The sequence below is a fragment of the Janthinobacterium sp. 61 genome (assembly GCF_002846335.1).
Lineage (GTDB): Bacteria > Pseudomonadota > Gammaproteobacteria > Burkholderiales > Burkholderiaceae_D > Janthinobacterium.
The window spans coordinates 4,010,161-4,025,099 of sequence record NZ_PJMQ01000001.1 but is presented as its reverse complement, the minus strand read 5'-3'; the positions used below and the strand labels follow the sequence as shown (position 1 = coordinate 4,025,099).

Sequence of the window (14,939 nt, the reverse complement as noted above, 5' to 3'; positions counted from 1 at the left end):
TGCCGTGCTCTGCACGGCCTCGCCCTTCCCGCCACGACGCCTTGCGCCGCGCGGGTTCGCCAGCCCTGTCTGCACGTACCAGGAGTATCCATGCCCGCATTCCTACAACTCGACCGTCTGTCCCATGCCTTGCCTGATGGCCGGGTGCTGTTTTCCGATTTGCAATTGTCCTTTGCCCCGCAACGTATCGGCCTCGTCGGCGATAACGGCGTGGGCAAGAGTGTGCTGGCGCGCCTGCTGGCGGGCCAGGAGCTGCCATCGGGCGGCGCCGTGCGCTGTGATGGCCGCCTGCATTATGTGGCGCAGGAACTGGACCCGCAGCACTATCCCACCGTGGCGGCGCTCGCCGGCATGGCAGAGTTGCTGGCGGCACTGGCGCGCATCGCTGCGGGCAGCATTGACGAGGCCGACTACACCTTGGTGGGCGAGCGCTGGGATGCCCACGCCCGTTTGCGCCAGGCGCTCGATGCACTTGATTTATGCCATGTCGATGCCGATACCTGCTCGGCTAGTCTCAGCGGCGGCGAACGCCAGCGCATTGCCTTGCAAGGTGCCTGGATGTCGCAGGCGGATTGGCTGGTGCTCGATGAGCCGAGCAACCATCTCGATGTGCAGCAGCGCGCCCGCCTGGTGGCACAGATGGCGCGCTGGCCGGGCGGCTTGCTGCTGATCAGCCATGACCGCGCCTTGTTGCAGCACGTCGATGCAATCGCCGAGTTGTCGCCGCAGGGCCTGCGCAGCTATGGCGGCAATTATCAGCTGTATGCGCAGCAGCGCGCGCTGGAGCAGGCAGGCTACGCCGCTGCCCTGCAGGCGGAAAAGGCGGGCGCCAGACGCGAACAGCGCGAGGCGCAGCAGCAAGCAGAACGCCAGCAGAAAAGGGTGATGCGCGGCGAACGGGACGGACGCGAAGGCAATCAAAGCAAGCTCTTGCTCGATGCGAAAAAGGAGAAAAGCCAGGATAGCCAGGGCAAGTTGCGCCTGCGCGCGCAAGAGGCGCAGCAGGTGCGCCAGCAAAGGGTGATGGACGCCAGCGCCCGCTGTGCACCCGAGGCCGAGCGGCTGCTGCTGGCGCCCGATAGCGCCGTGCCGAACGGCAAGCTGATCCTGGAATTACGCGACGTGGTCTTGCCGCATGGCCAGGCGCAGCCCTTGAACCTGGTAGTGAGTGGCCCGCGCCGCCTGGCCGTCACAGGAAATAATGGCAGCGGCAAGTCGACCTTGCTGCGCGTGATCGCCGGCCAGCTGGCAGCGGCCAGTGGCGAGGTGCGCTGCCATGCCAGGGTCGCATGGCTGGACCAGCACGCGGGTGGGCGCGAAGGCGAGTGGAGCGCCGTGCAACGCTTGCAGGCACGCAATAGCACCTTGGCGGAAGGCGCCTTGCGCACGCGGCTGGCGCTGTTGGGCATTGCCGGTGAGCGCGCCACCATGCCCAGCCGTTTTCTCAGCGGGGGCGAGCGCATGAAGGTGGCGCTGGCGGCCGAACTGTATGCACAGGCACCGCCGCAATTGCTGCTGCTCGACGAGCCCGACAATCATCTGGACCTGGCCAGCCTGCAGGCGCTGGAGCAGATGCTGCTGCAATATCAGGGGGCGCTACTTGTGGTATCGCACGACCGCGCATTTCTGGATGGCCTGATGCTTGACCCAGAGGGCTTGACAATACAAAAAAGACAATCAAGTGAAAATAGTCATGCTCGATGCCTGTAGAGCATGCTTCATGAACCAATGCTGAATTTTGTTTGATTGTCGGTATAATCCACTGAATAACCGGGCCTATTTGTGAACTAAAACTGCCGGTTCACCAATATGATGACGTTTAATCTGGCGCTGTTGTCGGTCACTGCCGCGCTGCCAGGGCGCCGTCATCCCGCCATCATCCTGTTCCTGCTGTTGATGAATTTCGGTTTCGTTTATATTGTTTTCTTGGAGAAATAGCATGTCGTTTTACGAAAAACTCAAGGCCCTCGACATCGAATTGCCAGTCGTTGCCGCACCAGCTGCCGCTTACGTGATGCATGCCCGCACGGGCAACACGGTCTTCCTGTCCGGCCACCTGGCCAAGAAGGATGGCAAGGTATGGGTTGGTCAACTGGGCAAGAACGTCACCACGGAAGAAGGCAAGATCGCTGCGCGCGGCATCGCCATCGAACTGATTGCCACCCTGCAAGACGCGTGCGGCGGCGACTTGAACAAAGTTAAACGCATCGTCAAGGTCATGAGCCTGGTCAATTCCACTTCCGAATTCACGGAACAGCACCTGGTGACCAATGGCGCCTCGGAACTGTTCGTCGAAGTCTTCGGCGACAGCGGCAAGCACGCCCGCTCCGCCTTCGGCGTGGCGCAAATCCCGCTGGGTGCTTGCGTCGAGATCGAGCTGATCGCCGAACTGGCCTGATCATCTGAGCATGCCGGCGCTTGCCGCCGGCTCGCCGTTTCCTCCTGTCCAGCAAGAGCGGAACCGCCATTGGGGTGGAGGGATCGGTGTATTCAAGAAAAAACGGAGACACGTAATGAAAACGAGTGAACAAGGCTTGCACCGCGGCCTGGGCGAGCGGCAGATCCGCCTGATGGCGCTGGGCGCCGCGATTGGCGTGGGCCTCTTTTTGGGTTCCGGCAACGCCATCAAGATGGCCGGTCCCGGCATCATGCTGTCGTATATCATCGGTGGCGCGGTCATCTTCATGATCATGCGCGCCCTGGGTGAAATGGCCGTGCACAATCCCGTGGCCGGCTCCTTCAGCCGCTATGCCCAGGATTACCTGGGCCCCCTGCAAGGCTATCTGACGGGCTGGAATTACTGGTTCCTGTGGCTGGTCACGTGCGTGGCGGAAATTACCGCCGTGGCCATCTACATGGGCATCTGGTTCCCCGACGTGCCGCGCTGGATCTGGGCCCTGGCGGCCCTCGGTTCCATGGGCGCGATCAACCTGCTGGCCGTGAAAGCCTACGGCGAGTTCGAATTCTGGTTCGCCCTGATCAAGGTGGTCACCATCATCCTGATGATCATCGGCGGCACTGGCATGATCATCTTCGGTCTCGGCAACGACGGCGTGGCCATCGGCATCTCGAACCTGTGGACGCATGGCGGCTTCTTCCCGAACGGCGCGCAGGGCGTGCTGATGTCGCTGCAGATGGTGATGTTTGCCTATCTGGGCGTGGAAATGATCGGCCTGACGGCCGGCGAAGCGGCAAACCCGAAGAAATCGATTCCCGACGCCATCAATTCCGTGTTCTGGCGCATCCTGATTTTCTATGTCGGCGCGCTGTTCGTCATCCTGTCGATTTACCCATGGAATGAAATCGGCACCACCGGCAGCCCCTTCGTGATGACGTTTGAACGCCTGGGCATCAAGACGGCGGCCGGCATCATCAACTTCGTCGTGCTGACGGCAGCCCTGTCGTCGTGCAATGGCGGCATCTTCAGCACGGGCCGCATGCTGTACAACCTGGCGCTGCAAGGCCAGGCGCCAAAGGCGTTTGCGGAAACCACGGCCAACGGCGTGCCACGCCGCGCCATTCTGGTGTCCGTATTTGCCCTGCTGCTGGGCGTGCTGCTGAACTATCTGGTGCCGGAAAAAGTGTTTATCTGGGTCACGTCGATTTCCACCTTTGGCGCCGTCTGGACCTGGGGCGTGATCCTGGTCACGCAGATCCAGTTCCGCAAGACCCTGACGCCGTTGGAAATCAAGAACCTGGCCTTCCGCATGCCGTTCGCGCCGTACGGTTCCTGGATTTCGCTGGCGTTTCTGGCGCTGGTGATCGGCCTGATGGCGTATTTCCCCGATACGCGCATCGCCCTGATGGTGGGACCAGCCTGGCTGATCCTGCTGACGGTGCTGTACTACGTGCTGGGCCTGGCACCGAAAGAGCGCCGCGATGACGTGCCGCAAGGCTACGAGGCAGGCTGGCCGGCGGCCGATGCGCCACACGTCAAGAAGTAAACCAGCGTAGTTGAGCTGAGCCAGAAGCGCGCCACTGCCCCTGCAGCGGCGCGCTTTTTCTTTCATAAAAGCAATTTCTTCTTCGCCAGCACGCTGGCGGGTTTGCCTGCGCACGCCTGGCGTTGTTTCCTTGCATCAAAGTTCTGTTTAGCTGAGCCGATGAAAGCCCTATAATCGCTTAGTTTTGAAAATGGACGCGATCTTTCCGGTTTTTTGCCAGGTAGGGCCGGGGCGCCGTTTTCTCTTGTTTTTACCCGTCATGTTCCTAACAACACCTGACAAAACCGTAGCGAGCGGAAGTGAGTTGTGGCTAAGAAGCGCAGCTGTGCGAATGCACAGTGAGCATCGCAGGCCGCGAATCGCGACGCGCAGTAGGTTTTGGCAGGTGTTCAAGTGCATGCCTCATAAAGGAATGCTAGTGAGCCAAACCCTGGTCCAGAAACTTTGCCGCACCAAGCCGATCGATACCACGGTCGAATATGGTGAAGGCCTCAGCAGCAGTGGCTTGAGCCGGTCCATCGGCCTGTTTTCCCTCACCATGATCGGCGTCGGCGCCACCATCGGCACGGGCATTTTCTTTACCATGGTCGAAGCCGTGCCCAAGGCGGGCCCATCGGTCGTCCTGTCTTTCCTGATCGCCGCCATCACGGCCGGCCTGACGGCCCTGTGCTATGCGGAATTGTCATTCCGCATTCCCGCTTCCGGCTCTTCGTATTCGTTTGCCTATGCCACCGTGGGCGAGTTTCTTGCCTTCATTATGGCCGCCTGCTTGCTGCTTGAATACGGCTTGGCGGGCAGTGCCGTGGCCATCGGCTGGTCGTCCTACTTGAACAACTTCCTGGAAAATGCCTTCGGCTGGCACATCCCCGAGATGCTGCGCACGCCGATGATCGTTTCCGGCCCGCATGGCATGGAGTTTCATGCCGGCCACATCAACCTGCCGCCGATCTTCTTGATCTGCATGTGCGGCTTTTTGCTGCTGCGCGGCGCCAAGGAATCGGCCCTGATGAACGCCATCATGGTCATCATCAAGCTGGCGATCCTGGTGTTTTTCATCATCATCGCGTTTTCCGGTTTTAATGCCGACAATTTCTTCCCCTTCTTCAATACCGACAACAGCAAGGGCTTTGCCGGCATGACGGGTGTCACAGCCGCAGCCGGCACCGTGTTCTTCTCCTTCATCGGTCTCGATACGGTGGCGACGGCGGGCGACGAAGTGAAAAATCCTACGCGCAATGTGCCACGCGGCATCCTCGGCGCCCTGCTCATCGTCACCGTGTTTTACCTGCTGGTGGCCGTGGCCGCTCTGGGCGCGCAACAGGCGAAATTGTTCGAAGGCCAGGAAGCGGGCCTGGCGGTGATCCTGCAAAACGTCACGGGCAAGACCTGGCCCGCGCTGGTGCTGTCGGCCGGTGCCGTCATTTCCGTCTTCAGCGTGACCCTGGTGACGATCTACGGCCAGACGCGCATCCTGTTTGCCGTCAGCCGCGACGGCCTGATCCCGAAGTCGTTCCAGAAGATCCACCCGCGCACCCTGGTGCCGGTCAGCAATACCATCATCGTCTGCCTGGTGGTGGCCTTGGTGGCCGGTTCCGTCGATGCGACTTATTTGTGGGACATGGTCAGCATCGGGACCCTGACAGCCTTCATGGTGGTCTCGGTTGCCGTGCCCGTGCTGCGCCACAAGCAGGGCGCCAACCGCATCGAAGGCTTCAGCGTGCCATTCGGGCCGTATGTGATTCCTGGCCTGAGCATATTGGCTTGCCTGTACATCATGCGCGATTTGCCGCATACGACGTTTATCGTGTTCAGCGTGTGGATGGCGGTGACTGTGGCCATCTATTTCTTGTACAGCATGCGGCATTCGCACCTGGGCAAGAAGGCCCGCTAATGCAGCCTGCTCCATCCAAAACCGCCGCGCTTGCCGGCGGTTTTTTTTATTCTTAACCGGAATTTACATGATGAAAATAACTGATCTGGCCGCTTGCGGCTTGTTGGCAGGCAGTCTTATGGGAACCATGGCGCAGGCCGCTCCTGCCAGCGGCGCGGTGCTGCGCGATTACCGCGCCGTCGCCTTGTCGGCCAATGGCCAGCGCCTTGCCGCCATCGAATCGAGCAAGGCGGACGAACAGCCGGAGCGTCCGCATGCTGCCATCGTCGTGCGCGACGCCGCCAACGGCGCCATCGTGCAGCAATTCGATCCGTGTGCCATGTGTTCCTACGACAAGCCCAGCTGGTCGCCCGATGGCAGGCAGCTGGCCTTTGTCGGTTACGACGCCAAGGCGGGCATGGCGCAGCTGTACCTGGCCACGATGTCACAGGCGCAAGTGCGCTTGTTGACCAGTATCAAGGGTGTGGCCAGTACGGCGCGCTGGTCGCCGGACGGCAAGCAACTGGCCGTGCTCGCGACAGTGGGAGCGCGCAAGCTGGCCGGCGCCGTGGAGGCGGGTGCGCGCCAGGTGGGAGAAGTGGGCAGCGAAGACGATGCCCAGCGCATCGCCGTCGTGCCTGTCAGCGGCGGCGAGCCGCGTTTGCTGTCACCAAGCGATACCTATGTGTATGAATACAGCTGGACGCCTGATGGCCGCGGCTTTGTCGCTACCAGCGCGCAGGGCAATGGAGACAGCAACTGGTGGATCGCCAAGCTCAGCCATATTGATGCTGCCACGGGCGCCCTGCGCGTGATCGCATCACCTGCCATGCAGCTGAACTTGCCCTCGGTCTCGCCGGACGGCAAGACGGTGGTCTTCATCGGTGGCCTGATGAGCGATTTCGGCTCCATCGGCGGTGATATTTACACCGTACCGCTGGCCGGCGGCACGCCGCGCAATCTGACACAAGATTATCGCGGCACCTTCAATGGCGTCGTCTGGCGCGGTGCCGGCTTGCTGGCGACCGCGCTGATCGACTCGCAACTGGCGCTGGTGCCTGTCGACGCGCAAACCGGTCCGGCCCAGCCGGTGATGCTTGGTGAGATCAGCAGCAGTGGCAGCGATGGCCGTCTGTCGTTCAGCGCCGATGGCCGGCAAGCCGCTGCCGCGCAGGAAGATTTTACGCACGCCAGCTATCTGGTGGCGGGAGCGGTGGGCCAGCTGAAAAAAATCACGCGCGACAATGACGGCTTTGCGCCGCAGCTGACGGTGCAGAACGTGGGCTGGAACAATGAGCAATACAAGGTGCAGGGCTGGTTGCTGGGGCCGATGACGGTGGAGGCGGGCAAGCGCTACCCGATGATCGTCAACGTGCATGGCGGCCCGGGCGCGGCCGCCTCGCCCCGCTATGTGGCGGCGAGCAGCCTGATCCGCGAATTGACGCAAAAAGGCTATTTCGTCTTCCTGCCCAATCCGCGCGGCAGCTTTGGCCAGGGACAGGCATTTACGCGGGCCAACATGGCGGACTTTGGCGGCGGCGACTGGCGCGACATCCTGGCCGGCATCGACGCGGTGGAGAAAGTGGCGCCCGTCGACGGTCAGCGCCTGGGACTGATCGGCCATTCGTATGGCGGCTTCATGACCATGTGGGGTGTCACGCACAGCGACCGCTTCAAGGCAGCCGTGGCGGGGGCGGGCGTGGCGAACTGGATCAGTTATTATGGCCAGAATGGCATCAACCAGTGGATGATTCCCTTCTTCGGCGCGTCCGCGTATGACAGACCGGACGTCTACCGCAAGGCCTCGCCCATCGAATCGATCAAGGCAGCCAAGACGCCGACCCTGATCTATGTGGGCGAGCGCGACGTGGAAACGCCGGCCGCCCAGTCGCTGGAATTCTGGCACGGCTTGCGCGCCATGGGCGTGCCGTCCAGCCTGTTTATCTATGATGGCGAAGGCCATTCTTTCCGCAAGCCCGAGCACCTGCGCGACTTGCAGAAACGCACTATCGGCTGGTTCGAGCAGTATCTGAAGTAGTGATTGGTAGCCTGCCGCAGGCAGGCCAGCCCGGATGAAGCGGCTGACAAACAGGTCAGTTGCGCGGTGAGACGATGTGCACGATTGCCGCGCTATGTACCACGATCTTGTCTGCATCGGCTTGCAACAAGCGTATGCGTCTCTTGACCAGCGGCCAGCCTGACCAGGCCACGTCGCTGACGGGCGGTGCGGCAGGGGTAGCCAGCGGCGCGCTGATGGTGGCCTTGTTGTCGAGCTGCTCCAGCGCGCGCGACAGGGTCAAACACACTTGCGTATGGCTGTGGCTGAGCAAGGCGTTGACGGGTGCGACAGGCAGCTGACTGGCGTGGCGTCCCAGGATCGAGCGCAGTGCCGCCACGTGGGCGACCAGTAAATAATTTTGCACGATGAACAGGTTGATGTCTTCCACGGCCCGCTGCTTGCTGGCCGGTTCATCGAGCATGCGCACCAGTGCCGAGCTGAGCGCGGCCAAGCTATCCATCAAACGCTTGCGCTCGATGCGGTAGGCGAAATCATCAAAACATTTTCCCTGCAGCAGTGCGAAGCTGGCCTGCATATAGCTCAAGTTCACATTCAGTACCTGGCGCACCAGGCGTGGCAGGCTCTGGTATTCCCAGTTGGCCAGCACAAAGCTGAACACGGTGGCCACCGCCGCGCCGATCAGAGTATCGATCAGGCGTTCGCTGACCAGGTTGGGGTTGCTGGGCGCCACCAGGTGCATTTGCAGCAAGATCATCAGGCTGACAGCGATGGCCGTGTAGCGGTAGCGCAGATAGATGAAGGTGGGCGTGGCCACGATGGAGAGAAATAAAATGGCCATCAGCACGATATTGCTGTGCACGAAGCGGATCACGATGGCCGTGATGACGCAGCCGATGATGGTGCCGATGATGCGGTCGGCGCGGCGCTGGCGCGTCATGCTGAACGTGGGGCGCAGGATGATGACGATAGTCAATACGATCCAGTAACTGTGCGCCGCGTACGGCAGCCAGTGGCCAATCAGCAATCCGACCGAAATGGCCATCGATACGCGCAGGGCGAAGCGGAACACGGGCGAATCGAGGCGCAGATTCGACAGCAGGGTCTTCAGTTCATATTTCTGCTGCGACAAGAAGGGCGCCATGTCCGCACCGCTCCAGAACGGCACGTCGGCATAGACTTTTTGCGTGGCCAGATGCAGTTCGACTATCATCTTCAGAATCGCACGGATCTTGTTGCGCTGTGCGCGCAGGGTGGCCAGCGCTTCCTGCGCACCGTCGCCTTTTGCGTGCAAGCGGGCAATTTCCCCTTCGATATCAAACCATTCCTTGTCGTAGCTGATGTGCGCATATGAGGCGCGCTTGCGCGTGACGGCGTAGGCCACGGCTTCGATGTCGCGCGCCGCCTTGTAAGCGAGATCGTGCAAGGATTTGAGCACGTCGGAGTCGGCCAGGTGCTGGCGCAGCAGCGCGTAATCCGTGTGCGTGGAAAGAATCAGCTCGTATAAATCGAGCATGCACACGTGCACCTGCACGACGATGGCATCCTTGCTGTTCTTGTGGCTGCGCAAGATCAAATCGCGCGACGCCTGCTGGCGGTCGGCCAAAATGCTTTGGTGGCGCACAAGCTTGTTGAATTGCTCCGTCAAATTGAAACGCGTGTCGTAGAAATCGGCCTTGATGTCGATGTAGGCGGCCAGCTCGAACAGGGCTTCGGCCAGCACTTGCTGCTTGATGCGGTGGCGCAAGACCCAGGCGATAGCCATGGCATAGGCCAGATAGATGAGGCCACCCAGCATGAACAGGCCCGCGTGGTGAAATGATTGCTGCCACGTCATCTGGTGCTCCATCGACATGGTCATGATGAACAGGGCGGCAAGCTGCAAGGGCATGGATTTCTTGCCGTACACCACCATCATGCTGGCGAGAAAACTCACCAGCACGAGTACCGTCATCAACAGCCACTGCACGGGCCCGCACAGGCTGATTAATAAGGTGACGGCGCTGCACAGCAGCACGGAAGCCAGCATTTCGTTGAACTTGTGGCGCAGGGGGCTGGGCATGTCCATCAGGGTCGTGCACAGGGCGCCGATGCACACCGTCATGGCAGTGGTGCTGTCGCTGATTTCCAGGGTCAGCAGGGTCAGGCCGACCAGGCCGATGGCCACGCGCAAGCCCAGGTAAAAATAATGGCTGTAAATGAAGGTGCGCAGGTTCAGTGCGTAGTGCATGGGATTACCTTGTGGGCAGGGCACAGAAAGAGGCGCCGCACCGGGATCTCCGATGCGGCGCCAGGATGTTGCAGTTGCTGCAGCCTTGATTTACATCAGGGCAATGACGGGGTAGCGCCGCCATTCAGGTTCGGCAAAGCGCTGGCAGTGCTCAAAGATGAAATCGAGTACGGCTTCCTGGTTGCTCAGCAGGGCCGGGTTGGCTGCTTTCCACTCGGCAAACTTGGTGGCCAGCGCCGGTTCGTCGCGCAGCAGTTCGGATGCCATGTCTTCAAATACGTAATCGGAAAACGCCTCTTTCTTCTCCAGTACGCTGTTGAAGAAGCCCCAGCGGAAGAAGCTGTCGTGTGCCTGCGGTTCCAGTGTTTCCACGGCGTAGCGGGCGTTGTCCTGCTCCAGGCTGATGACGTAGTCGCCCGCCTGCAGGGTGAATTTTCCCGTGCGCGCTTCCACGTCCACCGTATCGTGGAACATATGGCCTTCGTAGGCGGTGGCACGCGTGCCGACGTTGGTGATGTGGTAATAGCGTGCCGTTAGCGTCTGTTCGGCGGTGATGCGGCTCATTTCCACGCCGTTCCAGCGCAGGCGCTCGATGACTTCGCGCCAGGCTTGCGGCACGACATAGGCTTTCGGCGCGGCCACGGTGACGTCTGCATCGAAGCGGTTGTAGTACTTGATATCGCGTTCCCACGGCTGCGAACGGTCGTAGGACAGGCGCTGGTAGTCGCCCAGGATACTCGGCGTGTATTGCGCCGCGTAGCCCTTGAAGGGGAAGGTAGATGGTTGTTCTTCGTTCATGGCCCAGTGGATCGGCCATTCTGCCTGCGTGCGGCCTGCTGCCTTGGCTTGCGCGCGCAGCTGGCGGATTTTCTCGCCATGTTCCACCGTGAACGCCATGGTGATGTCGAGCAGGGCGCGCATGGAAGCGTAGCGGTCGGCAAATGGTTTCAGCATATGCGTTTCCGGCATGAAGCCGATCACGTGATGCAGCGCGGCAAAACCGGTCGAGAAACGAGGCACTTCGAGGAATTCGGCGATGCCGTGGTCGGGGCTATCCTTGACGGGATTGACATACGGGCAGGTGGGCCAGCCCGCCTGTTCCATCTGGGCAAAGATGTGCGGCAGCATGGTGTCTTGCAGGAAGGGACCCAGGCCATTGCCCAGTTTATCCGTCTGCGTATGGATCAGGGTCATCGTGTACGGGTAGTCGGCGCCGTTCGATGTATGCGTGTCGACCATCACGTCCGGGTCCCAGCTGGCCAGCAAGCGGTTGAACACTTGCGCGTTCAGGCTGTCGCACTTGATGAAATCGCGATTCAAGTCCAGGTGGCGGCTATTGCCGCGGAAACCGAATTGCTCCGGGCCATCCTGGTTCACGCGCGACGTATTGGCGCGGTTCAGGCTGCCATCGACGTTGTAGATCGGAATGAACAACAGCACGGTCGTGCCCAGCGCCGCCAGGCGTTCGGGTTGCGTGCACAGGTCGCGCACGATGGCCATGCAGGCATCGATGCCTTCCGGTTCGCCCGGATGGATGCCGTTGTTGTTGAAAAAGACGGTGCGGCCAGCACGCTTGATTTGCTCGCGGTCAAACACGCCGTCCGCGCTGACGACGCCAGCGTGGATAGGCACGCCCGAGTCGGACAGGCCGATCTGTTCGAAGTGCAGCACCTGCGGATAGCGTGCGGCGAGATCTTTGTAGAAAGTAATGCATTCCAGCCAGGTCGTGGTCTGGTTGTGGTTACCGAGTTCGTAGGTCGTGCGCAAGTCTGGTGGCATAGCGGTCTGAGTCTGGGAGGGGGAAGGCGCGCTGGGTAAGTACGCCCGCTAGGGGCCAATTGTAGCACCGGCGCTTCTGCCTTGATGCGCAACAGCGGGCGAGTGCCGCACTTGTGTTATGAATACGTTTCACGCGCAAGGGGAGGCTGCATGGGCAAGACGGCGATGGCGGCGCTGGTGTGGTGGGCTAGCATGGCGGCACAGGCAGCGCCATTGCGCTTGCCGGCGGGCAAGGAACCCGTGGTGCAGGGCGGCTCCGTCACGGCCACCGCGCAGGGCGCGCTGATACGTTACCGGGGCTGGCTGCTGGCCGTCGATGGGGCAGCGTCGGAGGCGCGGCCCGATGTCCTGCTGGCTTCGGCGGATGCAGGCCGGGCGCCGCAGTTGCAGATCGGGGCCACGCGGCATCTCTTGCTACCGTGGTCAGCCTTCGAGCTGGTCAAGGGACGCACGCGCTTGCGCATCACTGCGCTGCCGGGACCTGAGGCTCCCGCGCTGCTGCTGGACTTTGGCGAGGCCGATTATCGCATCGTGATTCCCGCCGCGACCATAGCGAGGCCAGCCTATCCTTTGTTGGCGCAACGTTTTCCCGGCGCCGACCTGGCCTTGCTGCGCGAAGATGGCCGGAGGGTCATGTTGCCGCTGCGAAGCGGTCGTGCGCAAGTGTTTGGCGCGGAGCAAGCCGTGCCTTACCGCTTCGCCAAAATAAAGCGTTAGGCGAAAAAAAGCCACTCCCGCAGGAGTGGCTCAGCTGACAAGCGCCCGTTACCGGGTTATTGCTTTTTGTTATTCAGCGCCCATTTCTTTCAGCAGGTTGTCTGCGTGGTCGATGTGTTTCATGTTCCACAGCATGTAGCGCAGGTCGACCTGGATCGAACGGGTGTTGGCCTTGTTGTAATCCCAATCGGAAATGATCGAGTCCAAGGTGCCATCGAATGCCAGGCCGATGAATTCGCCTTTCGCGTTCAGGGCAGCCGAACCGGAGTTGCCGCCGGTAATGTCCAGGGTGGCCAGGTAGTCGACCGGCACGGTTTTCAGTTTAGGATCGACGAATTTACCGAAGTCCTTGGCTTTGATCGCGGCCAGTTGATTTGCTGGTGCATTGAACTCGCCCTGGCCCGTGGCTTTGGCAACGACGCCATTGACGGTGGTGAAGGCGGTCCAGGTGGTGCCATCGGCGCCATGGTCACGGCCGGCAACTTTGCCGAACGTCACGCGCAGGGTGCTGTTGGCGTCAGGATAGACGGCTTGGCCCTTGCTCTTCATGAAGGCAATTTTTGCTTTCATGTAGTTGGCGTAGGCTTGCTGGATCTTGCCGGCCAGTTCTTCGTCTTCCGCTTCGTTTTTCAGCGAATCAGGGTACATGGCGACGGCTGCCTGGATGAAGCTGTCCTTGCTGGCCTGGAATTCGGCTGGCGTGCGTTTCAGCCATGCTGCACGCTCGGCCTTGTCGCCCAGCTTGCTGCCGGCATACAGTTTGTCCAGGGCGGCGGACAGGTCGGCCGGCGACATGCCGTCCTTGATGCCGATGGCGGCGTCGAAGCTGGCGCGGCGTTGTGCGGCCGGTTGCGCGGCGTACTTGGTCAGGCTGTTCAGTACCAGCGCCTTGTCGACTTTTTCATCGTAGGTGCGCTCGACCGAGGTAATACCCGCTTCCAGGCGTGGCAAGTCGCGCGTCTGGTAGCCGGACTTGCGTTCCGTATCGGCCTTGGTGCCTTCGTTGGACAGGCGGTACAGGCTGCGTGCCGTGTTGAGCAGGCGTGGCTGTGCGTAGCTGAGGAAGAAGTCGCGCTTGGTATCGGCATCGCGCTCGGCGATCAGCTTTTCCACTTGCTCGATGTCGCCGGCAAATTCAGCCTTGCGCGCAGGATTGGCGTTGACCCAGGTTTTCAGGGCTTCGTGTTCCGTCGTCTTGCGCGCCAGGAAGTCGCTGCCCGCGTACGAGTCGAGCATGCCTTGGCGGTTCTTGTAGTAATTGTTCACGCCAGCGACCTGACCCGCGTATTTCAGGGCAACATCTTTGTTGTCCTTGGTTTCGCGCGCGATGATGGCCAGGGTTTCGCCCGATGCCTTGACGAAGGCCGGGTAGTTCCAGTCAAACGTGAACGCCACTTCCGATGGCAGGCGGTGGCGGTTGGTGCGGCCAGGGTAGCCCAGCGCCATGACGAAATCGCCCTCTTTCAAGCCATCCTTGGCCAGTTTCAGCACGTGTTTTGGCTGGTATGGCACGTTGTCCTTGCTGAAGTCAGCAGCCTTGCCGTCGCGGCTGACGTAGGCGCGGTAGAAACCGTAGTCGCCAGTGTGGCGCGGCCACATCCAGTTGTCGGTGTCGCCACCGAACTTGCCCACGCCCGCTGGTGGCGCGTGCACGAGGCGTACGTCGCGAATTTCCAGTTGCTTGATCAGGTAGAACTCCAGGCCGCCGTAGTAGCTCGACACTGTGCAGCGGAAACCCGCTTCTTTTTCGCATTCGGCGACCAGTTTCTTCTGGTTTTTCTCGATCGCGTCGATGCGCGCCTTGCCTTGCAGCTTGGCAACATCGGCGGTGATGATCTTGTCGCTGACATTCGTCACGGCCGAGGTGACGAAGATGCGGCTGCCCGGGGCTGCCGGCAATTCTTCAGCGAAGGTCTTGGCCAGGAAACCATTGGCCAGCAAATCGCGCTCTTTGGTCGAATTGACCGCCACGCTGTTGTAGACGCAATGGTGGTTGGTGGCAACCAGGCCTTGTGGCGAGACGAACGAGGCCGAACAACCGCCCAGGCTGACGATGGCGCCCATCGGGAACTCGGTCAGTTTGGTCAGGGTGGCCGGATCGAGTTTCAGTCCGGCTGCTTTCAGTTCCTTGGCTACTTGTGGCAGCTGTTGGGGCATCCACATGCCTTCGTCGGCGTGTGCGAAATTGCTCAGGATGGCGAGCGCGATTAAAGATTTTTTCATTCGAGTTCTAGTCTTTTTACATGGAGGGAAGTCGGAACCAACGTGTACCCAGTGTCTTTTCTCAGCGGGCGACCTAGAGTATCCGTATCGAACTCGCACTAGTCAATCACATTTTCCGGGTGGCACGCTTGCATAGAATTGTCCAAATTGCATTATTTT

10 protein-coding genes are annotated in these 14,939 nt (G+C 60.8%); 7 read left to right on the top strand and 3 right to left on the bottom strand.

Features of this window, described 5'->3' with window-relative positions:
* Positions 1–90: 90 nt before the first annotated feature.
* The 6 genes from CLU92_RS18325 (at position 91) to CLU92_RS18305 (ending at position 7,852) form a co-directional block, all read left to right on the top strand.
* Positions 91–1,710 (top strand): ATP-binding cassette domain-containing protein, encoded by a 1,620-nt coding sequence (locus CLU92_RS18325; protein WP_101483062.1) that lies wholly within the window; start codon positions 91–93, stop codon positions 1,708–1,710.
* 99 nt (positions 1,711–1,809) lie between these two features.
* Positions 1,810–1,938, top strand: a complete 129-nt coding sequence (locus CLU92_RS28320; RefSeq protein ID WP_257561118.1) for a hypothetical protein — start codon at positions 1,810–1,812, stop codon at positions 1,936–1,938.
* 1 nt (position 1,939) lies between these two features.
* Positions 1,940–2,398, top strand: coding sequence for a RidA family protein (locus tag CLU92_RS18320; RefSeq protein WP_101483061.1), 459 nt, complete (start codon positions 1,940–1,942; stop codon positions 2,396–2,398).
* Between the two features lie 115 nt (positions 2,399–2,513).
* Positions 2,514–3,944, top strand: coding sequence for an amino acid permease (locus CLU92_RS18315; protein ID WP_101483060.1), 1,431 nt, complete (start codon positions 2,514–2,516; stop codon positions 3,942–3,944).
* Positions 3,945–4,362: 418 nt separating this feature from the next.
* Positions 4,363–5,835 (top strand): amino acid permease, encoded by a 1,473-nt coding sequence (locus CLU92_RS18310; RefSeq protein ID WP_101483059.1) that lies wholly within the window; start codon positions 4,363–4,365, stop codon positions 5,833–5,835.
* A 67-nt stretch (positions 5,836–5,902) separates the two neighbouring features.
* Positions 5,903–7,852 (top strand): S9 family peptidase, encoded by a 1,950-nt coding sequence (locus tag CLU92_RS18305; protein WP_257561117.1) that lies wholly within the window; start codon positions 5,903–5,905, stop codon positions 7,850–7,852.
* 55 nt (positions 7,853–7,907) lie between these two features.
* Here the strand turns inward: CLU92_RS18305 and CLU92_RS18300 are convergent, their stop codons facing one another.
* Together CLU92_RS18300 and CLU92_RS18295 are read right to left on the bottom strand one after the other, a co-directional pair.
* Positions 7,908–10,061: an FUSC family membrane protein gene (locus CLU92_RS18300; RefSeq protein ID WP_101483058.1), complete on the bottom strand. Its 2,154-nt coding sequence runs from the start codon at positions 10,059–10,061 to the stop codon at positions 7,908–7,910.
* Positions 10,062–10,151: 90 nt separating this feature from the next.
* On the bottom strand, positions 10,152–11,840 hold the full coding sequence (locus CLU92_RS18295) for a M14 family zinc carboxypeptidase (protein ID WP_101483057.1): 1,689 nt from the start codon (positions 11,838–11,840) through the stop codon (positions 10,152–10,154).
* A gap of 150 nt (positions 11,841–11,990) precedes the next feature.
* Here CLU92_RS18295 and CLU92_RS18290 point away from each other — a divergent pair, with 150 nt between their 5' ends.
* Positions 11,991–12,557, top strand: a complete 567-nt coding sequence (locus CLU92_RS18290; protein ID WP_101483056.1) for a hypothetical protein — start codon at positions 11,991–11,993, stop codon at positions 12,555–12,557.
* A gap of 69 nt (positions 12,558–12,626) precedes the next feature.
* Here CLU92_RS18290 and CLU92_RS18285 read toward each other — a convergent pair whose 3' ends face one another.
* Entirely contained in the window at positions 12,627–14,780 is a 2,154-nt protein-coding gene (locus CLU92_RS18285; RefSeq protein ID WP_101483055.1) for a S46 family peptidase, read from the bottom strand.
* Positions 14,781–14,939 lie beyond the last annotated feature (159 nt).